The organism is Nitratireductor arenosus, assembly GCF_009742725.1.
In the GTDB taxonomy this organism is placed as follows: domain Bacteria; phylum Pseudomonadota; class Alphaproteobacteria; order Rhizobiales; family Rhizobiaceae; genus Mangrovimarina; species Mangrovimarina arenosa.
This window is the reverse complement of record NZ_WPHG01000006.1, coordinates 72,844-96,860: the sequence shown is the minus strand read 5'-3', so window position 1 is coordinate 96,860 and position 24,017 is coordinate 72,844. Positions and strand designations below refer to the sequence as shown.

At 64.9% G+C, this 24,017-nt stretch carries 21 protein-coding genes; 12 read left to right on the top strand and 9 right to left on the bottom strand.

Annotated features, from left to right (window positions below; translation table 11 throughout):
* Positions 1 to 77 precede the first annotated feature (77 nt).
* From mutL to GN330_RS20075, 3 genes are all read right to left on the bottom strand, one after another.
* On the bottom strand, positions 78 to 1,922 hold the full coding sequence (gene mutL / locus GN330_RS20085; RefSeq protein WP_156714850.1) for a DNA mismatch repair endonuclease MutL: 1,845 nt from the start codon (positions 1,920 to 1,922) through the stop codon (positions 78 to 80).
* 84 nt (positions 1,923 to 2,006) lie between these two features.
* On the bottom strand, positions 2,007 to 2,372 hold the full coding sequence (locus tag GN330_RS20080) for a hypothetical protein (RefSeq protein WP_156714848.1): 366 nt from the start codon (positions 2,370 to 2,372) through the stop codon (positions 2,007 to 2,009).
* A gap of 106 nt (positions 2,373 to 2,478) precedes the next feature.
* Complete coding sequence (locus tag GN330_RS20075) at positions 2,479 to 3,381, bottom strand: LysR substrate-binding domain-containing protein (RefSeq protein WP_156714846.1); 903 nt, start codon at positions 3,379 to 3,381, stop codon at positions 2,479 to 2,481.
* Positions 3,382 to 3,483: 102 nt separating this feature from the next.
* Here GN330_RS20075 and GN330_RS20070 point away from each other — a divergent pair, with 102 nt between their 5' ends.
* From GN330_RS20070 to GN330_RS20060, 3 genes are all read left to right on the top strand, one after another.
* Complete coding sequence (locus tag GN330_RS20070) at positions 3,484 to 5,046, top strand: trimethylamine methyltransferase family protein (protein ID WP_156714844.1); 1,563 nt, start codon at positions 3,484 to 3,486, stop codon at positions 5,044 to 5,046.
* A gap of 124 nt (positions 5,047 to 5,170) precedes the next feature.
* Positions 5,171 to 6,355, top strand: coding sequence for a mandelate racemase/muconate lactonizing enzyme family protein (locus GN330_RS20065; RefSeq protein WP_156714842.1), 1,185 nt, complete (start codon positions 5,171 to 5,173; stop codon positions 6,353 to 6,355).
* 15 nt (positions 6,356 to 6,370) lie between these two features.
* Positions 6,371 to 8,413, top strand: coding sequence for an NADH:flavin oxidoreductase (locus tag GN330_RS20060; RefSeq protein WP_156714840.1), 2,043 nt, complete (start codon positions 6,371 to 6,373; stop codon positions 8,411 to 8,413).
* Positions 8,414 to 8,419: 6 nt separating this feature from the next.
* Here GN330_RS20060 and GN330_RS20055 read toward each other — a convergent pair whose 3' ends face one another.
* Positions 8,420 to 9,307 (bottom strand): LysR substrate-binding domain-containing protein, encoded by an 888-nt coding sequence (locus tag GN330_RS20055; RefSeq protein WP_156714838.1) that lies wholly within the window; start codon positions 9,305 to 9,307, stop codon positions 8,420 to 8,422.
* Positions 9,308 to 9,498: 191 nt separating this feature from the next.
* Between GN330_RS20055 and GN330_RS20050 the strand changes: the two genes are divergently transcribed.
* Complete coding sequence (locus GN330_RS20050; protein WP_156715007.1) at positions 9,499 to 10,692, top strand: acyl-CoA dehydrogenase; 1,194 nt, start codon at positions 9,499 to 9,501, stop codon at positions 10,690 to 10,692.
* Positions 10,693 to 10,782: 90 nt separating this feature from the next.
* Here GN330_RS20050 and GN330_RS20045 read toward each other — a convergent pair whose 3' ends face one another.
* Both GN330_RS20045 and GN330_RS24150 read right to left on the bottom strand, forming a co-directional pair.
* Positions 10,783 to 11,286: a DUF7282 domain-containing protein gene (locus tag GN330_RS20045; protein ID WP_246188777.1), complete on the bottom strand. Its 504-nt coding sequence runs from the start codon at positions 11,284 to 11,286 to the stop codon at positions 10,783 to 10,785.
* A 71-nt stretch (positions 11,287 to 11,357) separates the two neighbouring features.
* Positions 11,358 to 12,530: a diguanylate cyclase gene (locus GN330_RS24150; protein ID WP_156714836.1), complete on the bottom strand. Its 1,173-nt coding sequence runs from the start codon at positions 12,528 to 12,530 to the stop codon at positions 11,358 to 11,360.
* 170 nt (positions 12,531 to 12,700) lie between these two features.
* On the opposite strand from GN330_RS24150, the gene GN330_RS20035 reads away from it, so the two are divergent.
* Both GN330_RS20035 and tdh read left to right on the top strand, forming a co-directional pair.
* Complete coding sequence (locus tag GN330_RS20035) at positions 12,701 to 13,891, top strand: glycine C-acetyltransferase (RefSeq protein ID WP_156714835.1); 1,191 nt, start codon at positions 12,701 to 12,703, stop codon at positions 13,889 to 13,891.
* Positions 13,892 to 13,937: 46 nt separating this feature from the next.
* Positions 13,938 to 14,972, top strand: coding sequence for an L-threonine 3-dehydrogenase (gene tdh, locus GN330_RS20030; protein ID WP_156714833.1), 1,035 nt, complete (start codon positions 13,938 to 13,940; stop codon positions 14,970 to 14,972).
* Positions 14,973 to 15,009: 37 nt separating this feature from the next.
* Here the strand turns inward: tdh and GN330_RS20025 are convergent, their stop codons facing one another.
* On the bottom strand, positions 15,010 to 15,471 hold the full coding sequence (locus GN330_RS20025; protein WP_246188776.1) for a MarR family winged helix-turn-helix transcriptional regulator: 462 nt from the start codon (positions 15,469 to 15,471) through the stop codon (positions 15,010 to 15,012).
* A gap of 123 nt (positions 15,472 to 15,594) precedes the next feature.
* On the opposite strand from GN330_RS20025, the gene GN330_RS20020 reads away from it, so the two are divergent.
* Together GN330_RS20020 and GN330_RS20015 are read left to right on the top strand one after the other, a co-directional pair.
* Positions 15,595 to 16,608 (top strand): fumarylacetoacetate hydrolase family protein, encoded by a 1,014-nt coding sequence (locus GN330_RS20020; RefSeq protein WP_156714831.1) that lies wholly within the window; start codon positions 15,595 to 15,597, stop codon positions 16,606 to 16,608.
* Positions 16,609 to 16,787: 179 nt separating this feature from the next.
* The gene (locus GN330_RS20015) at positions 16,788 to 17,075 is read left to right on the top strand and encodes a hypothetical protein (protein WP_246188775.1); all 288 of its coding nucleotides are present in this window, start codon (positions 16,788 to 16,790) and stop codon (positions 17,073 to 17,075) included.
* A 93-nt stretch (positions 17,076 to 17,168) separates the two neighbouring features.
* On the opposite strand, the gene hppD is transcribed toward GN330_RS20015, so the two are convergent.
* Positions 17,169 to 18,281: a 4-hydroxyphenylpyruvate dioxygenase gene (gene hppD, locus GN330_RS20010; RefSeq protein ID WP_156714829.1), complete on the bottom strand. Its 1,113-nt coding sequence runs from the start codon at positions 18,279 to 18,281 to the stop codon at positions 17,169 to 17,171.
* A gap of 151 nt (positions 18,282 to 18,432) precedes the next feature.
* On the opposite strand from hppD, the gene GN330_RS20005 reads away from it, so the two are divergent.
* From GN330_RS20005 to GN330_RS19990, 4 genes are all read left to right on the top strand, one after another.
* The gene (locus GN330_RS20005) at positions 18,433 to 18,897 is read left to right on the top strand and encodes an Lrp/AsnC family transcriptional regulator (protein ID WP_343040969.1); all 465 of its coding nucleotides are present in this window, start codon (positions 18,433 to 18,435) and stop codon (positions 18,895 to 18,897) included.
* A gap of 174 nt (positions 18,898 to 19,071) precedes the next feature.
* Positions 19,072 to 20,121, top strand: coding sequence for a TRAP transporter substrate-binding protein (locus tag GN330_RS20000; RefSeq protein WP_156714827.1), 1,050 nt, complete (start codon positions 19,072 to 19,074; stop codon positions 20,119 to 20,121).
* 246 nt (positions 20,122 to 20,367) lie between these two features.
* Entirely contained in the window at positions 20,368 to 20,901 is a 534-nt protein-coding gene (locus GN330_RS19995) for a TRAP transporter small permease (RefSeq protein WP_156714825.1), read from the top strand.
* Positions 20,898 to 22,220: a TRAP transporter large permease gene (locus GN330_RS19990; RefSeq protein ID WP_156714823.1), complete on the top strand. Its 1,323-nt coding sequence runs from the start codon at positions 20,898 to 20,900 to the stop codon at positions 22,218 to 22,220. Before GN330_RS19995 ends, GN330_RS19990 begins: the two co-directional genes overlap by 4 nt.
* Here GN330_RS19990 and GN330_RS19985 read toward each other — a convergent pair.
* On the bottom strand, positions 22,214 to 23,962 hold the full coding sequence (locus tag GN330_RS19985; RefSeq protein WP_156714821.1) for a SulP family inorganic anion transporter: 1,749 nt from the start codon (positions 23,960 to 23,962) through the stop codon (positions 22,214 to 22,216). The two genes, GN330_RS19990 and GN330_RS19985, sit on opposite strands and share 7 nt — an antisense overlap.
* Positions 23,963 to 24,017 lie beyond the last annotated feature (55 nt).

Here is a 24,017-nt window from a genome sequence, read left to right as displayed (position 1 = left end):
TGCGATGCGTGACCTAAGCGCCATATTTCGGCGGCCGGGTCAAGCGGGCGTGCCCGGCGTGCGGGTTCAAAAGCGCGTCAGCGGCGGCCGAACAGGCGCTCGATGTCGGCGAGTCTCAGCTCGATATAGGTTGGCCGGCCGTGGTTGCAGGTCGCCGAGCCGGGGGTCGCCTCCATCTGGCGCAGCAGCGCGTTCATCTCCTCGGCCTTCAGGCGGCGGCCCGAACGCACCGAGCCGTGACAGGCCATGGTCGCCGCGATGCGGTCGAGTCGGTTCTTCAGCGTGTCGGCGGTGTCGCTCTCGGCGATCTCGTCGGCAAGGTCGCGCACCAGAGCGGCGGTGTCGGTCTCTCCGAGCATCGCCGGCGTCTCGCGCACCGCCACCGCGCCGGGGCCGAAGCGTTCCAGGCCGAGCCCGAAATGGCGCAGCGTATCGGCATGGCGCGCCAGCCGGTCGGCGTCGTCCTCGGCCATGTCGACGATCTCGGGTAACAACAGGAGTTGCGCGGGCAGGGGGCGGGCGTGGATCGCGGTCTTCAGCGCCTCGTAGACCAGGCGCTCATGCGCGGCGTGCTGGTCGACGATCACCAGCGAATCGGTGGTCTGGGCGACGATATAGTTCTCGTGCACCTGCGCGCGGGCGGCCCCCAGCGGCGTGCGCAGCAATTCGGCCGGGGCGTCGGGCGCGGCCGCCCGCGCGTCGGCGCTTGGTTCTGCGGCGGCAAAGAAGGCGGCCTGGCCCGCCTCGGCGAAGCCGTCGACGAGCGGACGGTGCGGCGAGCGCGCCGGGTCGAAACCCGGCACGGCGAAGGGGCGCGGCCAGGAGGCGGGCGCACCGTGGCCGGGTCCGGAACCAGCCGGCCGGCCGGCGCCCGCGCCTGGGCGAAAGGCCTCGAGCAGTTCGCTCGCCGCGCTGGTGGCGGGGCGGATGCCGGCTTCGGCCAGGCTCTGGCGGATGGCGCCGATGATCAGGCCGCGGACCAGGCCGGGATCGCGGAAGCGGACATCGGCCTTGGCCGGGTGGACATTGACGTCGACAAGCGCGGGGTCGAGGGTCAGAAACAGGGCGGCGACCGCGTGTCGGTCGCGCGGCAGGACATCGGCATAGGCGGCGCGGATCGCCGCTGCGACCTGGCGGTCGCGCACCGGCCGTCCGTTGACATAGGCATATTGGTGCAGCGCGTTGGCGCGGGTGAAGGAGGGGATGGAAATCCGCGCCGACAGCCCGACACCTTCGCGCTCGGCCTCGACGGCGAGCGCGTTTTCGGCGAATTCACTCCCCAGAACCCGGGCGAGCCGGCCCAGCATGCCGTCCGGCCCTTGCGCCTCGGCGGGAAGATCGAGGCGGGTGCGCTCGCCGCCGGTAAGCGTGAAGCGCACCTGCGGGAAGGCGACCGCGATGCGCTTGACCGTATCGGCGACGGCGCTGGTCTCGGCGCGCTCGCCCTTCATGAATTTCAGCCTGGCCGGGGTGGCGAAGAAGAGGTCGCGCACTTCGACCATCGTGCCGGGATTGGCCGGTGCCGGCTGCGGGCCGCTGAGACTGCCGCCGTCGACGCGGATTTCGCTGCCGCTGCCCGCTCCCCTGACGCGCGAACGGATGACGAGCCGGGCGACGGCGCCGATCGAGGGCAGGGCCTCGCCGCGAAAGCCGAGCGAGCGGATGTCGTGGATGTCGTTGGACAGCTTGGAGGTGCAATGACGCGCCACGGCGAGCGGCAGTTCGTCCTCGGCGATACCGCTGCCATCGTCGATAACGCGGATCAAATTGAGCCCGCCGCCGGCGGTCGCCACTTCGATGCGGCCGGCGCCGGCGTCGAGAGCGTTTTCGACCAGTTCCTTGACCACGCTCGCCGGACGCTCGATGACCTCGCCGGCGGCGATCTGGTTGATCATCGTGTCGGTAAGCTGGCGAATGGGCATGGCGCGCTTATAGCCGGATTCGCCGACAAGGACAGGAGGCGTCGGACACGAAACCGATCCGGCCGGGGGCATTGATGCCGGCGGTTAGCGGCTCAGGCGCGAATAGGCTGGCAAATCGACGATTTCCTCGACGAAGGTGGCCGGCACTGGGCGCGCGAACATGACGTTGACGAAGCGGCGGCCGCGATTGACGACGTAGCAGGCGAGCCTTTCACGGCTGTGGGGAAAACGAAGGTAGAAGCAGTCCGGCATCTCGGTGATGTCGATCGGATCGAGAAGAACGCCGCCCTCGGAGATGTTGCAGACCACGGCCCTGGCGTCGGTCATGGCACGCAGGCCACGCGTGGGAAGTTCGATCTCGACCAGCAAATTGATCCGCCGCCGGGGATGCCGCCGTTTTTCCGCGGATGTCGTGATTGGTGCGGGTGCCTGTGTCGGAAAGCCGTTCATCTCCGTTTCCTGAGGACCGTTGACCGCTCCAGCCGTCAATTTTATCAATCGTGGGTTATCAAACGGTTACGTTGACGACGCGACGTGCGTGCCGGGCTCGCCGGGATCAGGCCTGGCTCAAAAGCCAATCGCGGACCTTGCGGGCATTGTCGGTGAGTTCGCGGTCGCGTGGCCAGACGATGAAAAAACGCTTTCCGGTCGCCATGGCATGGTCGGTGACGCGCACCAAAAGCCCGCTGCCCAGCAGCCGCTCAGCCAGATATTGCCATCCGAGCGCGATGCCCTGGCCCTCCATCACCGCCTGCAGAACCAGCGCGTAATCGTTGATCAAAAGGCTGCGGCTCGCGACCTGGCCGGTGAAGCCGGCCGAACGGAACCAGTCGGCCCAGCTCGCCGCCTCGCGATAAGGTTCTTCCAGATGGATCAGGCGGTGCTCGTGCAGATCGGCCACCGTTGCCGGCAGGCCGAAGCGGGCGGCATAGGCGGGGCTTGCGACTGGAAAGATCACTTCCTCGGCGAGCGGCAGCGCCTCGTAGCGGGGCCATTCCTTCGGGTTGCCGCCGCGAATGCCGAGCGGAATGCCTTCGGCGACGATATCGAGGTCGCGCTCGGCGGTCTGAATGCGTAGATCGACGCCCGCCACCTCCTCGCGAAAGAGCTGCAGTCGCGGCATCATCCAGAACGAAGCGAACGCGGTTGAGGCGGATAGCGTCACATGGCCGCCGCTGGCTGCCAGTTGCAGATCCTCGGCCGATTTGCGGATGTGGGAGAGGCCAAGCGAGACGTCGGCGAAGAAATGACTGCCCGCCTCGGTGAGGCGCACCTGACGATGGCGGCGCTCGAACAGCGGCAGGCCGAGCCGGTCTTCCAGGCCGCGGATCGCGTAGGAGACGGCAGCCTGGCTCATGCCGAGCTCGCGCCCGGCGGCGGTGAAGCTTTCGAGCCTTCCCGCGGCCTCGAAGACGATCAGGCTGCCGGCCGACGGCAGCAGGTGGCGCAAGCTCTGCATAAACGGAGCTTATAGAAAGGCCGAAGATTTTCCAGCGTCACAAATGATCGCGACGCCGTTAGCCTCGATCCTGCTTTTGCTTGCTTGTGTTCGGGAGGTCCCATGGAGGCGGCGGCAGATCAGGCCACGACCGGCGGGGCGCGCCGCGAACGCGGCGGACGCAACGCGCGGCGCGAGCAGCGTGCGCATGCCGGGCAGGGCCCCGGGCGGCCCTACATCATCCGCAACATCCCCACCTACGACATCCTGTCGGAAGAAAATCTCACGCGCATCGAGACCACGGCCGACCGGATCCTGGCCGAGATCGGTATCGAGTTTCGCGACGATCCGGCGGCGCTCGACCATTGGCGGCGCGCGGGAGCGCGTGTCGACGGCGTGCGGGTCACCTTCGAGCCCGGCCTGTTGCGCGAGGTGCTGAAAACCGCGCCATCGACCTTTACCCAGCATGCCAGAAACCCGGACAAGACCGTCCTGATCGGCGGCGACGCGGTCGTGTTCGCGCCGTCTTACGGCTCACCCTTCGTGATGGATCTCGACCAGGGGCGTCGTTACGGCACGATCGAGGATTTCCGCAATTTCATCAAGCTCGGTCAGGCCTCGCCGTGGCTGCACCATTCCGGCGGCACGATCTGCGAGCCGGTCGACCTGCCGGTCAACAAGCGTCACCTGGAGATGGTCTACAGCCATATACGCTATTCCGACCGTCCGTTCATGGGTTCGGTCACGGCCGAGGAACGGGCCGAGGATTCGATCGAGATGTGCCGCATGCTGTTCGGCGCGCCGTTCGTGGAGGAAAACTGCGTCATCCTCGGCAATCTCAACGTCAACTCGCCGCTGGTGTGGGACGGCACGATGACCAGGGTGCTGCGCGCCTATGCGCGCGCCAATCAGGGTACGGTGATCGTGCCGTTCATCCTCGGTGGCGCGATGGGACCGGTCACCAATGCCGGCGCCATCGCCCAGTCGCTGGCCGAGACGATGGCCGGCTGCGCGCTGGCCCAGCTCGAACGGCCGGGCGCGCCGGTGATCTTCGGCAATTTCCTGTCGTCGATGTCGCTGCGCTCGGGCTCGCCGACCTTCGGCACGCCGGAACCGGCGATCGGCTCGATGGTGATCGGCCAACTCGCCCGCCGGCTGGGGCTGCCGCTCAGATGTTCGGGCAATTTCACCACCTCGAAACTGCCCGACGCGCAGGCGATGACGGAAGCGACCATGTCGATGCTGGCCGCGATCCATTGCGGGGCGAACTTCATCCTGCATTCGGCCGGCTTCCTCGACGGGCTGTTGTCGATGTCTTACGAAAAATTCGTCATGGACACGGATCTGTGCGGCGCGCTGCATTCCTATCTCGGCGGGGTGGTGGTCGACGACAACCAGCTCGCCCTCGACGCGTTTCGCGAGGTCGGGCCCGGCAGTCATTTCTTTGGCTGCCAGCATACCATGGCCAATTACCAGACGGCGTTCTGGGACAGCGAGACGGCCGACAACGACCCGTTCGAGAAATGGGAGGCGGCAGGCGCCGACGACGCGGCGGGAAGGGCCAACAAGCTGTGGAAGAAGCGGCTTGCCGAATTCGAGGCGCCGCCCCTCGACGCGGGGGTGGACGCGGCGCTCAGGGACTTCATCGCGCGCAAGGACGCGGCGATGGAAGACGCGTGGTATTGAGAATGCGGACTGCCAGGTTTTCGACCCCCGGAACGATGTACGCGATCCTTCCGTGCTTACCTCAGCGAGAGATTGCGAACTGGCGGGGCAATGCGGCGATGAAAGCGAGCGGACGGTCGGGCCGATGAAAATCACCGATATCCGCGTCACCCATGTCAACGTGCCCTTCGATGCCCCGTTCTGGTGGACGGCAGGGCTTTATGGCGGGGCGTCGAAATCGATCGTCGAGGTGGAAACCGACCAGGGGTTGGTCGGGCTCGGCGAGGCGCCGTGGTGGCATTTCGGCGAGGTGATCAGGGCCGAGATCGCGCCGGCGCTGATTGGCGCCGACCCGCTCGACCTCGCCGATTGCGAGGCGCGCTGCGTGCCGCCCTGGCAGATCACCGCCAATACCGGCGAGAACGCCGCCTCGGTCGCCTTCGGCGCGGTCGAACTGGCGCTATGGGACATTCGCGGCAAGGCGTTCGGCCTGCCGCTCTACACCCTGCTCGGCGGTGCGGTCAGGAAGGACATTCCGTTTTCGGAATATTTCGCCTTCCGCCCGTCGCAGGACGGGGCCGGCGGCGAGATGAGCCCCGAGGCGATCGTGGAGTATTGCCTCAGGATGCGGGCCGAGCACGGCGCCTCGATCTTCGAGGGCAAGCTGATCCTCGGCGATCCGCAGCTCGAAATCCGCACCGTGCGCATGCTGCGCGAGGCGCTGGGCGAGGACGTCCAGCTCAAACTCGATTCCAACATGCAGTGGTCGCTGACCACGGCGCGCTGGGTGCTGCGCGAGATCGAGCCGTTCAACATCCGCAATTACGAGGATCCGGTCGCGACGTTCGAGGAGATGGCGGCGCTGCGCCAGCATTCGGCCATCCCGTTTTCCACCCACGTGCCCGATTTGCGCCGCGCGGTGGCGCTCGGCGCGCCCGACACGTTCGTATGCAATTTCGCCGCCCTGGGCGGGCTGTCGAAGACGCTGAAATTCATCGCCGCCTGCGAGACGATGGGCAAGGGGTTCTGGTGCTATTCCAACGATCTCGGCATCATGACGGCGGCCTATCTGCACGTGGTGGCGGCGACGCCGTGGATCACGGAAGCCTCGCAATCGCTGTTTCGCTGGCAGGTCGGCGACGTCATTCGCGACGGGCCGTTCCGGCAAGAGAACGATACGGTCCGGGTTCCCGAAGGGCCGGGGCTCGGCGTGGAGCTCGACCCGGCGGCGATGAAACGCTGGGCGGCGCATTTTTCCGAAAACGGTCCGATGAGCCATTTCGACGACCCGGCCAGGCCTGGCCGCTATCGCCGCCTGCCGCTACACTGACCCTGCGGTGATGCCATGACCAACGATCCGCTGCTCCAGCCTTATCGGCTCAAGCATCTGATGCTGAAAAACCGCGTCATGTCGACCGCGCACGAGCCGGCCTATTCCGAGGACGGTCTGCCGAAGGCGCGCTACCGGCTCTACCATGCCGAAAAGGCGAGGGGCGGCATGGCGCTGACCATGACGGCCGGATCGGCGCTGGTGTCGCGCGACAGTCCGGCCGCCTTTGGCAATCTGCATGCCTTCCGCGACGAGATCGTGCCGTGGCTGGCCGAGCTGACCGAGGCCTGCCACGAACACGACTGCAAGGTGATGATCCAGCTCACCCATCTCGGCCGGCGCACGGGCTGGAACACGGGCGACTGGCTACCGGTCCTGTCGGCTTCGCCGGTGCGCGAGCCGGCCCATCGCGCCTTTCCCAAGCAGGCCGAGGACTGGGACATCGAACGCATCGTTGCCGACTACGCGGCGGCGGCGCAAAGGATGCAGGCGGCCGGGCTCGACGGCATCGAGTTCGAGGCCTACGGCCATTTGATGGATTCGTTCTGGTCGCCGGCGACGAACCGGCGCGAGGACGCGTTCGGCGGGGCGCTCGACAACCGGCTGCGCTTCGCCTTTCAGGTGATCGAGGCCGTGCGCGCGGCCGTCGGCCCGGATTTCGTCGTCGGCGTGCGCCTGGTCGCCGACGAGGACTGGCAAAAGGGGCTGTCGCGCGAGGAGGGGATGGAGATCGCGCGCCGGCTCGCCGGCTGCGGCAAGGTCGATTTCCTCAACATCATCCGCGGCCATATCGAGACCGATGCCGCGCTGACCGGGGTAATCCCGATCAGCGGCATGGCGTCGGCACCGCATCTCGACTTCGCCGGCGCTGTCAGGGCGGACACGAAATTCCCGGTCTTCCACGCCGCCCGCATCGCCGATGTCGCCACCGCCAGGCACGCGATCGCCGCCGGCAAGCTCGATATGGTCGGCATGACCCGGCCGCACATAGCCGATCCGCATATCGTGCAGAAAATATTGGCGGGCGAGGAGGACCGTATCCGCCCCTGTGTCGGCGCCACCTATTGCCTCGACCGCATCTATGAGGGCGGGGAGGCGTTGTGCATCCACAATGCGGCGACCGGGCGCGAGGCGACGATCCCGCATGTGATTACGCGCAGCGACGGGCCGTTGAAACGGGTCGTGGTGGTCGGCGCCGGACCGGCCGGGCTTGAGGCGGCGCGGGTGGCGGCCGAACGCGGCCACAAGGTAACGGTGCTCGAAGCCGCGCCGCTGGCCGGGGGACAGGTGCGGCTTGCCGCGCAGAACCCGCGCCGGCGCGAACTGATCGGCATCGTCGACTGGCGGCTTGCCGAACTCGAGCGGCTTGGCGTCGACATCCGCTACGATTGCTGGGCCGAGCAGGACGACGTCACGGCGCTTTGCCCGCAGATGGTACTGATTGCGACCGGCGGCCTGCCGCAGCCGCCGCCGCTGGAGGCGGGCGCGGAGCTGGTGACGACGAGTTGGGACATTCTTTCCGGCGCGGCCAAGCCGGCCGGTTCGGTGCTCGTCTATGACGACAATGGCGGGCACCAGGGCATGAGTGCCGCCGAAATCGCCGCGTCTTCGGGGGCGGCGGTCGAACTGGTCTCGCCCGAACGGTTTTTCGCGCCGGAAATGGGCGGCATGAACCACGTGCCCTATATGCGCGCCTTCCACCGGCATGGCGTGCTGGTGACGATCAACACCAGGCTTCTCGCCGTGCGCCGCGTGGGCAACCAGCTTGCCGCCGTACTCGGCTCGGATTTCGCGCCGGACTGGCGCGAGGAGCGGCTGGTCGACCAGGTGGTGGCCGAACACGGCACCGCGCCGCTCGACGAGCTTTATCTGGCGCTCAAGCCGCTGTCGCGCAATCGCGGCGCTGTCGACTATGAACGGCTTGTCAGCGGCGGCGCGATCTTTCCGTGCAAGGACGCCGCGGCGCCGTTCGACCTGGCGCGGATCGGCGACGCCGTCGCCTCGCGCAATGTTCATGCCGCGATCTATGACGGTATTCGCTACGCGTTGCGGATCTGAACCGCGTCAGCTCGTCTCGGTTTTGATCCAGGACAGGAACTCGCGTAGGCCCGGCTGCTCCTCGCCGCCCGGCCGGTAGGCGAGGCGGTAGGGATGCTGGCCGGCGATCGCGTTCTGCGAAGCAAGAGCCAGGCGGCCGCTTTGAAGTTCCGGCCCGACCAGCAGGCGCGGTACGAGTGCCACGCCGAGCCCGGCGGCGGCGGCCTCGATCAGCATGGAGAACTGCTCGAAGCGGTGGCCGCGCAAGGTGGTGCGCGGGTCGATGCCGGCGGCCTGAAACCATTCCAACCACAGCGTCGGCCGTGTCGACTGCTGCAAAAGCGGCAGGGCGGCGAGTTCGGCGTCGTCGAGAAACCGGCGTCCGGCAAGCAGCGCGGGCGCGGCGACCACGATCAGTTCCTCGTCGAACAGCGGCACGATGCCGGTCGTCGCCTGGTCGACCGGCCCGCGCTGGATGACCGCGTCGAAGGGCTCGGCCTCCAGATCGACCGGGTCGAGGCGGACGGCGATGTCGATGGTGACGTGCGGGGCGAGCCGATGGAAACGGCCGAGACGCGGGATCAGCCAGCGGTCGGCGAAGGTCGGCAGCACTGCAAGGCTCAACACATCGGCCTGGCCGCCGAAGGCCATCACGCGCACTGCCGCCTCGTGCAATTCGTCGAGGATTGAGTCGGCGTCGCGTAGGAAGCGCCGGCCGGCATCCGACAGCACCAGGCGCTGGCGCACGCGGTGGAACAGATGGACGCCGAGCCGGTCTTCCAGCTGCCCGACCGAGCGGCTGACCGAGCTTTGCGTCAATCCGAGATGATCGGCCGCGCGCATCGTGGTGCCGAAGCGAACGCAGGCGCGAAACGCCTGAAGCTCTGAAACTGTCGGGATAAAAGCGCGGCGCATCGGGATCTTATGCTCGCCATCTATCGAAAAAACGCATCATCCGGTTTGAAATAGTTGTTAGCGCAAAATCGCCGGAGGGTCTACAATGCGCGCCGATGCCGCTGGAAAGGCGGCTTTTTCGTTTGCAGGGTTCGCGCCGCATCCAGGGTCGCGACCCTACCCAGCAGGATGCACCGGGAGGTTTTATGAATATGTCCGCTCAAAAGCCGGCGAGCTTCGTGTGGAACGATCCGTTCCTGATTGAAGACCAGTTGACCGAAGACGAACGCATGATGCGCGATGCGGCGGCCGCGTTTGCCGCCGACAAGCTCGCGCCGCGCGTGCAGGACGCCTATATGGAAGAAAAGACCGATCCGGCGATCTTCCGCGAGATGGGCGAGGCCGGCCTGCTCGGCATCACCATCCCCGAGGACCTCGGCGGGCTCGGCGCCAATTACGTCACCTACGGGCTGGTGGCGCGCGAGATCGAGCGTGTCGATTCGGGCTATCGCTCGATGATGAGCGTGCAGTCCTCGCTGGTGATGTATCCGATCCACGCCTACGGCACGGCAGAGCAGCACAAGAAATACCTGCCCAAACTGGCGTCCGGCGAGTATATCGGCTGCTTCGGCCTGACCGAGCCCGATGCGGGATCCGATCCCGGCGGGATGAAGACGCGGGCGGACAAGATCGACGGCGGCTACCGGATTTCCGGCTCCAAGATGTGGATCTCCAACGCGCCGATCGCCGATGTGTTCGTCGTGTGGGCCAAGTCGGCCGCGCACGACAACCAGATCCGCGGTTTCGTGCTGGAAAAGGGCATGAAGGGGCTGTCGGCGCCGAAGATCGGCGGCAAGCTGTCGCTGCGGGCCTCCATTACCGGCGAAATCGTCATGGACGGCGTCGAAGTCGGCGAGGACGCGCTGTTGCCGAACGTATCCGGCCTGAAGGGGCCGTTCGGCTGCCTCAACCGGGCGCGCTACGGCATTTCCTGGGGTGCGATGGGAGCGGCCGAGGATTGCTGGTTCCGCGCCCGGCAATACGGGCTGGATCGCAAACAGTTCGGCAAGCCGCTCGCCGGCATGCAGCTTTACCAGAAGAAGCTGGCCGACATGCAAACCGACATTTCGCTCGGGCTGCTTGGCTCGCTGCGCGTCGGCCGGCTGATGGACGAGGGTCGGATGGCGCCGGAAATGATTTCCATTGTCAAGCGCAACAATTGCGGCAAGGCGCTCGACATCGCCCGGCTCGCTCGCGATATGCATGGCGGCAACGGTATCCAGATCGAATACCATGTCATGCGGCACGCGCAGAACCTGGAGACGGTCAACACCTATGAGGGCGCGCACGACGTGCACGCGCTGATCCTGGGCCGCGCCCAGACCGGCCTACAGGCGTTTTTCTGACGGGACGGGCCTTCTCTGAAGTGCGGGAAGGCCCGTTCGTCGCCCCTTTTGGCGCATTTTCCAAATGCCGCGAAGACCGGTTCGGTTGGTCTATTTCGCAGAAATCACGGTCATGACGAGCTTGTCGTCAACCCTGACGGGACCGTCCTCCTTGGCGCCAAGCGTGTATTCAAACACGCCGGTCTTCATGCCGCCGGCCTCGCCGTGGACCATAAGCATCAGCATTTCACCCGATTTCACCTCCGTTTGGAGGATCGCGCTGACATCCATGTTGTCCCCGGCCTTGAGCGGGGCATAGCCGATGACAGGCCCAGGTTTCATCTGCGTATCGGTGCGATGCACGACGAGCCAGCCATTGGCTTCCGCAGTGATCTTTTCGGCGGTCACGACGCCGGATGAAACGTCCTGATCGGTGACCATGACCGCGTCATTTGACATCGCGAGCGCGGCGGAGCCCGACAGGGCGAAGGTGAGAGCGGCGGTTGGAAATCGGCGCATAATATTCTCCTGTGTTGAGATCACACGGTAGGCACGGAGGCTGCGCCGGATTAGTTTCATCCTTGGGTGCGTTTGTTCGATAGCCGGGTTCGGCATGCATGTTTGCCGACTCACGCGCGATGCCTGCCCGACGTTGGGGTCGCTCGGAGTTTGGTCGGAAAACCCGGTCAGGCCACGTCCTGGGCTTGCGGGCTGTCGTCGAAGCAGACCTGGTTGCGGCCCTCCGACTTGGCGCGATAGACGGCGGCGTCGGCTTCCTCCATCAGATCGGACAGGGATTTCGGCCGGTCGGCCTCGCGCGTCGACACGCCGATGCTGACGGTAACTCGGCGCCGGAGGCGCTGCGGACCCGATCTTTGCAGCGCCTGGACGTTGGCGCGGATCGCCTCGGCCCGCTCCAATGCCCCTTCCTGACCCACATCGCTCAGGACGACCGCGAACTCCTCGCCGCCGAGACGCGCGACGAGGTCGTGCTTCGGTCGGACGCTGCGTACCAGGGTTCTGGCCACCGTCACCAGGCAGGCGTCGCCTTCGACATGTCCGAAACTGTCATTGTAGGATTTGAAGTGATCGATATCGACGATCATCACGGCACAACGGCCACGCACGGCACGGCTGAAATTGATCAGCCGGCGACGGTTGGCGAGGCCGGTCAGGGGGTCGGTATGGCTTTCGATCTCGAGTTCGCGGTTGGCGACCTCGAGCGCGGCGCTGCGTTCCTCCAGATGCTGGGCCAGCCGTTTGTTCTCGATCGACAGCCGCAGCGCGGTCGAGAGCTGATGGCCGAGAACCCGGCCGATCGCGACCGCGAAGGCACCGAGAAGGAAGAAGCCGATGGCGATCAGCCAATTGAACTGCAACGAGCTCATCACCAATCCGACCGCGTAGGACCAGAAGATCGGCAGGTGGAACAGGTTGTAGGCGGGCAGATACACAACCGATGGTATTGATACCGTGACGGCGGCCAGGCCGATCGACAGGGTCACAAGGGCTTGATGTTCGTCCGCGAAGCTGAGCATCCAGCCGCCGCCGACGCCCCAGGCGAGGCCGGACAAAAGATGCATGATGCAGACGAACCGCGCCCAGGAGTGCGCCGTCCAGCCCGAAGGGAGGCCGCGGGCGTAGAGGATGGTGGAAAGGAGGTTGGTGGCGGCAACCGCCACGATGCAGGTCAGCCATAAAACAAGGCCGATCGCGACCGGTGGTGACCAGTAGACATAGACCGCGATCAGCGCTCCGACAACGCTGAGAAACGATGCGGGCGAGGAATTCAGCATCGCGTCCATCCGCATCGACAGAATGACGTCCCGCTCGTTTTTGCAGGCCAATTCTCCGATCACGGCAACGGTCCTCCTTCCGGCGGTCTTCGCACGCTAGCGTCGCAGTCCTAATATTTGCTTTCGCGAAGCGGACGCCCCTTGCCGCTGCGGTCGACGGCGAAAGCCGCGCGCATCGCCTCGACCATTGTTTGCGACCGCCGAATGCGCGACAAGAGCCGCGGAGGTCGTCGATGACAAAGGCATTTCTTACCCATCTGCAGAACGAGCTCTCCGAGCTGCGGCGTTCCGGGCTCTACAAGTCCGAGCGCGTGATCACCTCTACCCAGTCGGCCGAGATCGCGGTTGCCGGCGGCGGGACGGTGCTCAATTTCTGCGCCAACAATTATCTCGGTCTCGCCGACAGCGAAGCGTTGCGCGGGGCCGCCAAGGGGGCGCTCGATCGCTATGGCTACGGCATGGCATCGGTGCGTTTCATTTGCGGCACCCAGGAGGAGCACAAGCGACTGGAAGCGCGGATCGCGGGGTTCCTCGGCATGGAGGACGCGATCCTTTATTCCTCGTGTTTCGACGCCAATACCGGCTTGTTCGAGACGTTGCTGTCGGAGGAAGACGCGATCATCTCCGACGCGCTCAACCATGCCTCGATCATAGACGGGGTGCGACTGTCGAAGGCCAGGCGCCATCGCTACGCCAACAACGATATGGCCGATCTCGAGCGCTGTCTGAAGGAGGCGGCCGACGCGCGGTTCCGGCTGATCGCGACCGACGGCGTGTTTTCCATGGACGGCATCATCGCCAATCTTGAGGGCGTGTGCGACCTGGCCGAAAAACACGATGCCATGGTGATGGTCGATGACAGCCACGCGGTCGGGTTCGTCGGCGCCAACGGGCGCGGTTCGCCCGAGCATTGCGGGGTGGAAGGCCGTGTCGACCTGATCACCGGCACGCTCGGCAAGGCGCTCGGAGGGGCGTCTGGCGGCTATACGGCCGGCCGGCGCGAGGTGGTTGACTGGTTGCGTCAGCGCTCACGACCCTATTTGTTTTCCAACACGTTGATGCCGGCGATCGCCGGCGCGTCGCTGAAAGTGTTCGACCTGGTCGAAGGCGGCGGCGCGCTGCGCGAGCGGCTTTACGCCAACGCGGCGCGCTTCCGCGCCGGAATGAGCAAGCTCGGGTTTACGCTCGCCGGTGCAGACCATCCGATCATCCCGGTGATGATCGGCGACGCCGCGCTGGCAAGCGCCATGGCCGACAGGCTGCTGCAACGCGGCATCTACGTGATCGGCTTTTCCTTCCCGGTCGTGCCCAAAGGCCAGGCGCGCATCCGTACCCAGATGTCGGCGGCGCACACGCCGGCCGACATCGACCGGGCCGTCGACGCGTTCGGCGCCGTCGGCAGGGAACTGGGCATGATATCGTGATGCAATCTGCAGACCAAAGCCGTTCCGTATTGCCGAGGATTACGCCATGTCCAACATGATGCGCGCGCTGGTGAAGGCAAAAGCCGAACCGGGGATCTGGATGGAACGGGTGCCGGTGCCCGAGATCGGCCCCAATGATGTCTTGATCAAGGTCAGAAAGTCGGCGATCTGCGGCACCGACGTCCATATCTACACTTGGGACGAATGGGCGCAAAAAACCGTGCCGGTGCCGCTGGTGACGGGGCACGAATTCGTCGGCGAGGTCGTCGATGTCGGCCAGGCCGTCAGCGAATACCGGGTCGGCCAGCGCGTGTCGGGCGAGGGGCATATCGTGTGCGGCCATTGCCGCAACTGTCGCGCCGGCCGCGGCCATCTGTGCCGCAACACGCTCGGCGTCGGCGTCAACCGGCCGGGCAGCTTCGCCGAATATCTCAGCCTGCCGCAGCACAATGTGGTCGCCATCCCCGACGACGTGCCCGACGAGATCGCGGCGATCTTCGATCCGCTCGGCAATGCCGTCCACACCGCCTTGTCCTTCGACCTGGTGGGTGAGGATGTGCTGGTCACCGGGGCGGGGCCGATCGGCATTATGGGGGCGCTGGTGGCCCAGGCGGTCGGCGCGCGCAAGGTCGTCATCACCGACATCAACCCGGTGCGGCTCGCGCTCGCACGCAAGCTCGGCGTCCATCACGTGGTCGATGCGTCGGCGGAAAAGCTCGCCGACGTGATGGACGAGGAGCACATGAAGGAAGGTTTCGACGTCGGGCTGGAAATGTCGGGCTCGGCGATCGCCTTTCGCGACATGATCGAGGTGATGAACAATGGCGGCAAGATCGCCATTTTGGGCATTGCGCCGACGGCCTTCGAGATCGACTGGAACAAGGTCATCTTCAAGATGCTGACCCTGAAGGGCATCTACGGCCGCGAAATGTTCGAAACCTGGTACAAGATGATCGCCTTGGTGCAGGGGCCGCTCGACGTGTCGGGGTTGATCACTCACCGCATCGGGATCGACGATTACCGGGACGGATTCGAGGCAATGCGCGACGGCAGCGCCGGCAAGGTGGTGATGGACTGGTAGGGTGTGTCCCGTCGGTAGGCTGGGCGCGTGGCGGCGCTCAAAGCAGTTTGCGTTCGAGGGCGCGCATTCCCGCCAGCAGCGCGGCGCGGTCTTTCGGATCGATGCTGCCGAGCAGTTCTTTCTCGAAATTCCGAGCGATCGGGACGAGTTCGCGATAGACGCGCGCGCCCGCTTTCGTCAGCGCGAGATTGTCCACACGCCGGTCTTCCCCGTCGGGCCGGCGGGTCAGCCAGAGCCGTCTTTCCAGCGCGGTGACCGCGCGCGACACCTTGGTCTTGTGCATGGCCGAATGGCGTCCGACGGCGGTGGCCGTCATGGTTCCGTACTGGCCGAGGGTGGCCAGCAGCCGCCATTCGGGCCGGGTCAGGCCGTGGCGGTCCTTGTAGATACGGGCGAAGTCGCGGCTGACCGCGTCGGCCAGCCGGTTGAAGCGATAGGGCAGGAAGTTTTCCAGTTCCAGCGCGGCTGCATCCATGGTCTCATGGCGGGAAGAGGGCATGGCAAGAATCGTTGATAGTTGCACTTTGGGTCGTTACGGGTGCAACAAATTCCGCAAAGGGTCAAACCCGGCCGGTGGTTCGCCGCCGCTCCGGGTGTCGCCCGCAGCAAGGAGCAGGCAGACTTGAAACTCGCGACGCTGAAGGACGGAACCCGCGACGGCAGGCTGGCGGTCGTTTCGCGCGACCTGACACGCTATGCAGACGCCTCGTTCCTGGCGCCGACATTGCAGGGCGCACTCGACGACTGGAGGCGGATCGCGCCGCATTTGGAGGCGCTGGCCGAAAGCCTGGAGCACGGGTCAGTGCCGGCGGAGCGCTTTCACGAACATGACGCGCTTTCGCCGCTGCCGCGCGCCTTTCAGTGGGCGGACGGCTCGGCCTATGTCAATCATGTCGAACTGGTGCGCAAGGCGCGCAACGCGGAGATGCCGGCCTCGTTCTGGACGGATCCCTTGATGTATCAGGGCGGCTCCGACGCTTTTCTGGCGCCGCGCGATCCGATCGTGATGGCCGACGAAGCCTGGGGCATCGACATGGAAGGCGAGGTCGCCGTCATCGTCGACGACGTGGCGATGGGCGCAAGCCTGGATGAGGCGCGCGCGGCGATCCGGCTTGTGATGCTCGTCAACGACGTGTCGCTGCGCGGGTTGATTCCGGCCGAGCTCGGCAAGGGGTTCGGTTTCTTCCAGTCAAAGCCGTCCTCGGCGTTTTCGCCGGTCGCGGTCACGCCGGACGAACTCGGCGCCGCCTGGGACGGCGGCAAGGTCTCGCTGCCGCTATGGGTGGATCTCAACGGCAAGCCGTTTGGCCGCGCCGATGCCGGGACCGACATGACCTTCGACTTCCCGACCCTGATCGCGCATGCGGCGAAGACGAGGCCGCTTTCGGCCGGCGCGATCATCGGCTCGGGCACTGTCTCCAACAAGCTCGACGACGGGCCGGGCAAGCCGGTCGAGGCGGGCGGCGTCGGCTATTCCTGTATTGCGGAGATACGCATGATCGAGACGATCGAGACCGGCGCTCCGAAAACCCCCTTCATGCGCTTCGGCGACACGGTGCGCATCGAGATGAAGGACGAGGCAGGTCATTCGATTTTCGGCGCGATCGAGCAGACGGTGGAGGAATACCAGCCCTGAACCCGGCGGCGGGCAAGAGATTGTAAAGTCGGCGGCTTCGGTTATCTTGCCGGCCGGCAGGCGTGTCGCGACCTTTCAGGGCCACTCGGTGCGCGTCAGGCCTCGATTGTGCGCATGTCTTGATCCCGAACCGGGTCCCACTTTCGGGAGATATGCTTTAGCCGGGGAGGGCACGGGAATTGGGTAGCCTGTTTTTCATGGTCAGTAGCCTGTGGGCCGTGACGGTGCTGGCGCTGTTTGTCCAGGCGATCCGCTTCAGCTACCGGATCGAGGAACGCTCGGAGGGCTTGCGCAACCGCACCGGACTGCCGCGCTACGCGGCGATGCCGTTCACGGTCACCAATTACAAGGTTGCCCGCGATCCCGAGACCCAGGCGCTGCGGCGGCGCATGCTCACCTATCTAGGGCTGGTCGCGGTCGGTTTCGTGCTGATGGGTGGCTGGGTTCTCGTCAACCAGCCGGCATAGGCGGGGCCGGCTGGGCGTGGAGACGCGGAAAACGGCGACGAAAAAAAAGCGGCGGGGTGAGCGCCGCTTTTCGTTTCGCACCTCGCCAGTTGCCTATTCAGCGGCCTGATTGCCGATGACGCCGCGACGGACCTGGTCCTCCTCGATCGATTCGAACAAGGCGCGGAAGTTGCCCTCGCCAAAACCTTCGTCACCCTTCCTCTGGATGAATTCGAAGAAGATCGGGCCGATCACGGTCTTGGAGAAGATCTGCAGAAGGATCTTGGTCATGCCGCCATTCACCACGCCTTCGCCGTCGATCAGGATGCCGTGCTTCTTCATGCGCTCGACCGGTTCGTCATGGCCGCTGACGCGCTCGTGGCTGCGCTCGTAATAGGTCTCCGGCGGTGCGGGCATGAATTTCAGGCCGTTTTCGGCCAGCCTGTCGGTGGCGTCATAAATGCCGTCCGTGCCGACGGCGATGTGCTGGATGCCTTCACCCCGGTATTTCTTCAGATATTCCTCGATCTGGCTGGTGTCGTCCTTGGACTCGTTCAGCGGGATGCGGATCTTGCCGCAGGGCGAGGTGATGGCGCGGCTGACCAGCCCGGTGATGCGGCCGTCAATGTCGAAGAAATGGATCTGCGAAAACCCGAACAGTTCGCGATAGAAACCCCACCATTTGTCCATATTGCCGCGATAGACATTATGGGTGAGGTGGTCGAGGTAATAAAAACCGACTCCTTCCGGCTTGGGGTCGCGCGCTCCGTCCCAATCGAATTCCGCCTCGTAGACTGAGCCCTTGTCGCCGTATTTTTCGACGAAATAAAGCAGCGACCCGCCGATGCCGACGATCGCCGGTACGTCGAGTGTCTTGTCGTCGCCCTCATAGGGCGTGGCGCCTTTCGACACGGCGTGTTCGAAGGCGTGGCCGGCGTCGACAACCCGCCAGGCCATGGAGGGCGCGCAGGGGCCGTGCTCGTCGACGAAGCGCATCGCGTGCGAGCCCGGCTCGGCATTGACGATGTAGTTGATGTCGCCCTGGCGCCAGACGGTGATTGCCTTGGTCTTGTGCCGGGCGACCGCACTGTAACCCATCCGGGTAAACAGTTCGGCGAGTTTTTCCGGTTCGGGATGGGCGAATTCGACGAATTCGAAGCCGTCGGTTCCGGCCGGATTGTTTTCGGTGATTTCGGCGGGCGGCGCGTCGTGCGGGAACGGTCCCATATTCTCCTCCTCGGTGTCGGCTCGCCTGGAAAAGGGCGTATTTGCGATTGTGATATTGTAGCGCGACAGGGCCGCACGAGGCTTGCAATCTGAGCGGCAAAATGGTCTTTTTGCGCACAAACCGTGCATGATATAACGGGTATCAGAACACGTGGCGCAACTTGACCAATTCGACCGCAAGATACTGGCGCATTTGCAGGAAGATGCGCGTCTGACCAACAACGATATCGCCGAACGGGTGAATCTGTCGCCGTCGCAATGTTCCAGGCGTCGGCAACGACTCGAGGAGGACGGCTATATTCGCGGCTATCGCGCGGTTCTCGACCGCGAGAAGCTCGGCTATTCGCTGGTCAACATCATTTCCGTCACGCTCGCCACCCACAACCGCGACAATGCCCGCCGCTTTGCCGAGCTTTTGTCCCGGTTGCCGGAAGTGCAGGAAGCGCACGCGCTGACCGGCGAGATGGATTATATACTCAAGGTCGTCACGCCGGACCTGCGATCGCTGTCGGAATTTGTCAACGGCGTGCTGCTGCCGCACGAATCCGTGCAGCATGTAAAAACGGCTATCGTGCTTGAATCGCTCAAGGAGGCCGGCGGACTGCCGGTGCGGTGAAGCCGGTCGCCGCCAGGCGGCGAAACTCCGGCATGTACGCAATAATGTTACGATAAAATCACCGCTGCCCGCTTTATTGTTACACTTTTTCGGCTAAGGATAGACCTCGACCGGAAGCTGGTCGTGGCCGATAGTCGCCAGGCTCCGGCTTTAAGATCAAATGGGAGGAACAGAATGAAAATGAAATCCTTGAAATCGCTCGCGCTCGCCGGCGCGGTCATGGCATCGACGTTCCTGGCGGGAGGCGTTGCCGCCTTCGCGCAGGAAGTGACGCTGAAGATGCATCAATTCCTGCCGGCGCAGGCGAATGTACCGAAGCTGGTGCTCGATGTGTGGGCCAAGGACGTCGAGGAAGCCTCGGGCGGCCGCATCAAGGTCGAGCATTACCCGTCGATGCAGCTCGGCGGAACGCCGCCGCAGCTCATGGACCAGGCGATCGACGGCACGGTCGACGTGATCTGGACCGTGGTCGGTTATACGCCCGGCCGCTTCCCGCGTGTGGAAGTGTTCGAACTGCCCTTCATGATGACCAATGCCGACGCGACGTCGCGGGCTTATTGGGACCTGTTCGACAAGGAGATGAAGGACACCGACTTCAAGGACGTCCACATCATCGGCACCTGGGTGCACGGACCGGGCATGATCCACTCAAGCAAGCCGGTCAACGGCCTTGCCGACATGAAGGGTCTGAAGCTGCGCGCACCGACGCGCATCATCACCGGCCTGCTCGGCGAACTCGGCGCGACAGCGGTCGGCATGCCGGTGCCCGCGGTCACCGAGGCGCTGTCGAAAGGCGTCATCGACGGGGCGGTCATTCCCTGGGAGGTGACCGCGGCGCTGAAAGTGCCGGAGCTGGTCAACAACCATACGGAGTTCGGCGGCGACCACGCCCTCTACACCACCGCCTTCGTGCTGGCGATGAACAAGGAGCGCTACGAAAGCCTGCCGGACGATCTGAAGAAAGTGATCGACGACAATTCGGGCCGCGAATTCTCCGCCTTTGCCGGACGGACCCAGGCTTCGGCTGACGGGCCGAGCAAGCAGGCGGCCGTCGACCACGGCAACAACATCATCACGCTTGACGAGGAAGAGGTCGCCCGCTGGAAGGAGGCCGCCCAACCGGTCTACGCCAAGTGGGTCGAGGAGATGAAGGCCAAGGGGATCGATGGTCAGGCGTTGATCGACGAAGCCCGCACGCTGATCGACAAATACACCAATATGTGATCCGGTACGCTGGATGCGGGGCGGGCCAAAAGGTCCGCCCCGCATCCCCTTCCCGCCGATGTCGGGCATACGGATACGTTGCCGCGCCAGGGTGTTGCGGCCGTCCGCGCCTTCGGTCGTTGCGCATCAAACGATGTCGTGGCATCAAGGCTTGTCGGTCATAATTAATTGTTATAGAGCATAGCAAAAAGACAACGTGCCGATTGAGGGACCGTCGCAGCCAAGGGTTTGCGAGCGGGGAGGATCATGGAAACGATTTCCGGCATTATCTACGCGCTGGCCCGGATGATGGCCATTGCCGGGGGCATCGTGCTGGCCGCGATCACGGTCTTGACGGTCGTCAGCGTCACCGGGCGTTCGCTGGTGCCGATCGGCCTGGCGCCTGTGCCGGGCGATTTCGAACTGGTCGAGGCGGGAACGGCGTTTGCCGTCTTCGCCTTCCTGCCCTGGTGCCAGCTCAACCGCGGCCATGCGACGGTGGACTTGTTCACCAGCTATCTTTCGGCCGGCGCCAATCGATGGATCGACCTGGTCGCCGAAATTCTGATGACGCTCACGCTGCTCGTGTTGACCTGGCGGCTGGCCTACGGGATGGCCGACAAGCTTCGCTATGGCGAGACGACCTTCATCCTGCAGTTTCCGGTCTGGTGGGGTTTTGCGGCCGCGATGGTCGGGGCGGTGGTCGCCGTGATCATCTCGCTCTACATGACGGCCATGCGGGTGCGGGAAGTGGCGACGGGCAGGACGCTTTTCACGCAACGCCATGGGGGCGGGCATTGAGCAATCTCGAAATCGGCGTCTGGTCCTTTCCGGTCCTGCTGCTCATGATCTTCCTGCGGCTGCCGATCGGCCTGTCGATGCTGTTGTGCGGCATCGTGGGCACCTATCTGGTCACCGGCACCTGGAAGCCGATGCTGGGCAAGCTGAAACTGGAAACCTATTCGACCTTTTCCAGCCATTCCTTGTCCATCATCCCGCTGTTCCTGCTGATGGGCCAGTTCGCGGGCCTGGGCGGCATGTCGCGTGCCCTGTTCAAGTCGGCCGAGACCTGGCTCGGCCATCGCCGCGGCGGGGTGGCGATGGCGGCAATCGGGGCCTGCGCGGGGTTCGGCGCGATCTGCGGCTCGTCGCTGGCCACGGCCGCGACCATGGCCCAGGTAGCGCTGCCGGAACTGCGCCGCTACGGTTATTCCGGTGCGCTGGCCACCGGCACGCTGGCCGCCGGCGGCACGCTCGGCATCCTGATCCCGCCATCGATCGTGCTGGTGATCTACGCCATCCTGGCCGAGCAGAACATCGCCAAGTTGTTCTTGTCGGCCTTCGTGCCCGGCGTCCTGGCGGCGATCGGCTACATGATCGCGATTTCTATCTATGTGCGCGTGTTCCCGGATTCCGCCGGTGCCAGTCCGCGCGCGCCTTATAAGGAACGGTTCCGCGCGCTGCTCGACGTATGGCCGGTGCTGATGGTGTTCTTCGCCGTGGTCGGCGGCATCTATTTCGGCTGGTTTACGCCGACGGAGGGCGCGGCGGTCGGCGCGGCCGGCACGGGCCTGATCGCCTTCGCCAATGGCGGGCTGACGCGCAAGACCTTCATCGATTCGGTGTTGGCGACGGCGACCGCCACGGCAATGATCTTCTTCATCGTGTTTGGCGCCTCGATCTATAACGGCTTTCTGGCGCTGTCGCAGGTGCCGCAGGAGATCGCGGCCTATATTTCGGGCCAGGGCTTCAATCCGTGGATCGTGCTTATCTTCATCCTGCTGCTTTATCTGATCCTCGGCTGCGTGATGGATTCGCTGTCGATGATCCTGCTCACCATTCCGATCTTCTTTCCGATCGTGACGGCGCTCGATTATGGGCTGACGGCGGAGGAGTTCGCCATCTGGTTCGGCATCCTGGTGCTGATTGTGGTGGAGGTGGGGCTGATCACGCCGCCGGTCGGCATGAACCTGTTCGTCATCAACTCGATGGCCAAGGACACGCCGATCTCCCACACCTATCGCGGCGTCGCGCCCTTCGTGGCCGCTGATCTGACCCGTACGGTGATCCTGGTGCTGTTCCCGTCGATCTCGTTGTTCCTGCTGCGCTGGCTTTACTGAGCCGTCGCTGCGGGCGCCAGCTTGGCGATCGCCATGTGCTGGGACAGGAAGACTTCTCCCGTCAGATGATCGAGAAAGTCGGTGCACTCGAGCCGGTCCATCACCGGCCCCTTGACCTCCGACAGGTGCAGCGTGACGTTCATGTCGGCCAGGCGATCGTTGATCGCCTCGAGCGATTCCAGCGCACTCATGTCGATATAGTTGACGGCCGGACACATCAAGATGACGTGACGGATGTCCGGCGTCTGGGCGACGAGATCGTAGACCCGGTCCTCAAGGTAGCGCGTATTGGCGAAATAGAGGCTCTCGTCGACGCGCAATGACAGGATGCCGGGCTGCGTGTCGACCGCATGGCGACTGACATTGCGGAAATGCTCGGTGCCGGGTACGCGGCCGACTACGGCCATATGCGGCTTGGAGGTGTTGTAGAGATAGATCAGCACCGACAGCGCCACGCCGGCCGAAATGCCGGCCTCGACCCCGACCAGCAGGGTTGCGAGGATCGTCACGGTGACGGCGGCGAAATCCGCCTTGGAATAGGTCCAGGCGCGGCGCAGGATCGAAAAGTCGACCAGCGACAGTACGGCGACGATGATGGTCGCGGCGAGCGTCGCTTGGGGCAGGAAGAACAGCAGCGGCGTTAAAAACAGCGTCGCGAGCGCCAAACCGACGGCTGCGAAGGCGCCGGCCGCCGGGGTCCTGGCACCGGCGTCGAAATTGACGACCGAGCGGGCGAAGCCGCCGGTGACGGGATAACCGCCGGTGACGCTTGCCGCGATATTGGCCGCGCCGAGCCCGATCAGTTCCTGGTCCGGCTCGATGTGCTGGCGTTTCTTGGCCGCCAACGTCTGTGCCACGGAGACCGATTCCACGAAGCCGATGATGGAGATCAGCGCCGCCGAGCCGAACAGGCTTGTCCACAGCTCGAGTGAGAGGGCGGGCATGGTGAGCGGCGGCAGGCCCTGCGGCACGGCCCCGACGAGCTTGACGCCGGCCTCGCTCAACCCGAGGCCCCAGGCCGCGACCGTGGTCGCGGCGACGGCGGCGACCGGCCCGGCCTTGGCGATGACATCGGCCGGTCGCGGGCCAAGCCCGGCCCGCATGAGAAGCGGTTTCAGGCCTTTGCGTACCCAGAACAGGAAGCCGGCCGACAGGACGCCGATGGTGGCGGTGATCGGGTTGATTGCGGAAAGGTTTCGCGCGAGCGATCCGAGGATTTCGGGAAGATTGTGGCCGCCGGCGTCGATGCCGAGCACGTGTTTGAGCTGACTGGCGGCAATCAGCAGACCGGACGCGGTGATGAAGCCCGACACGATCGGGTGCGACAACAGATTGGCGAGGAAGCCGAGCCTGAATAGGCCCATCGCCAGCAGGATAACGCCCGACATGAAGGCAAGCGCGATCGCCGCCGTCACATAGTCGGTGCTGCCCTGTTCGGCGATCCTTCCGACCGCGGTCGCGGTCATCAAGGACACGACGGCGACCGGGCCGACTGCGAGGGCGCGGCTGGTGCCGAACAGGGCATAGGCGAGCAGCGGCAGGATCGAGGCGTAAAGGCCCATCTCCGGCGGCAGGCCGGCCAACAGCGCGTAGGCGAGTGATTGCGGGATCAGCATGATCGTGACGATCACCGCCGCCAGCAGATCGTCGGTCAGCATACCGCGGCCATAATCCCGTCCCCAGTCAAGGACCGGCAGGTATCGACGCAGGGCGCCGATCTTACCGGCGCGGGTCTTGTTCATGCCACAGGTTCCTTCGGCGCGCACGCCGCCAGCCGCGGACGGCGTTCGCCGGCGC

What these genes read in the sequence shown, in the direction of transcription:
- GN330_RS19985 (WP_156714821.1), bottom strand. Translation starts at nt 23,962, where the DNA reads ATGAACAAGACCCGCGCCGGTAAGATCGGCGCCCTGCGTCGATACCTG.
- GN330_RS20045 (WP_246188777.1), bottom strand. Translation starts at nt 11,286, where the DNA reads ATGCCGAACCCGGCTATCGAACAAACGCACCCAAGGATGAAACTAATC.
- GN330_RS20060 (WP_156714840.1), top strand. Translation starts at nt 6,371, where the DNA reads ATGACCAACGATCCGCTGCTCCAGCCTTATCGGCTCAAGCATCTGATG.
- GN330_RS20025 (WP_246188776.1), bottom strand. Translation starts at nt 15,471, where the DNA reads ATGCCCTCTTCCCGCCATGAGACCATGGATGCAGCCGCGCTGGAACTG.
- GN330_RS20055 (WP_156714838.1), bottom strand. Translation starts at nt 9,307, where the DNA reads ATGCGCCGCGCTTTTATCCCGACAGTTTCAGAGCTTCAGGCGTTTCGC.
- hppD (WP_156714829.1), bottom strand. Translation starts at nt 18,281, where the DNA reads ATGGGACCGTTCCCGCACGACGCGCCGCCCGCCGAAATCACCGAAAAC.
- mutL (WP_156714850.1), bottom strand. Translation starts at nt 1,922, where the DNA reads ATGCCCATTCGCCAGCTTACCGACACGATGATCAACCAGATCGCCGCC.
- GN330_RS20065 (WP_156714842.1), top strand. Translation starts at nt 5,171, where the DNA reads ATGAAAATCACCGATATCCGCGTCACCCATGTCAACGTGCCCTTCGAT.
- GN330_RS20080 (WP_156714848.1), bottom strand. Translation starts at nt 2,372, where the DNA reads ATGAACGGCTTTCCGACACAGGCACCCGCACCAATCACGACATCCGCG.
- tdh (WP_156714833.1), top strand. Translation starts at nt 13,938, where the DNA reads ATGTCCAACATGATGCGCGCGCTGGTGAAGGCAAAAGCCGAACCGGGG.
- GN330_RS20070 (WP_156714844.1), top strand. Translation starts at nt 3,484, where the DNA reads ATGGAGGCGGCGGCAGATCAGGCCACGACCGGCGGGGCGCGCCGCGAA.
- GN330_RS20035 (WP_156714835.1), top strand. Translation starts at nt 12,701, where the DNA reads ATGACAAAGGCATTTCTTACCCATCTGCAGAACGAGCTCTCCGAGCTG.
- GN330_RS20075 (WP_156714846.1), bottom strand. Translation starts at nt 3,381, where the DNA reads ATGCAGAGCTTGCGCCACCTGCTGCCGTCGGCCGGCAGCCTGATCGTC.
- GN330_RS19995 (WP_156714825.1), top strand. Translation starts at nt 20,368, where the DNA reads ATGGAAACGATTTCCGGCATTATCTACGCGCTGGCCCGGATGATGGCC.
- GN330_RS20000 (WP_156714827.1), top strand. Translation starts at nt 19,072, where the DNA reads ATGAAAATGAAATCCTTGAAATCGCTCGCGCTCGCCGGCGCGGTCATG.
- GN330_RS20050 (WP_156715007.1), top strand. Translation starts at nt 9,499, where the DNA reads ATGTCCGCTCAAAAGCCGGCGAGCTTCGTGTGGAACGATCCGTTCCTG.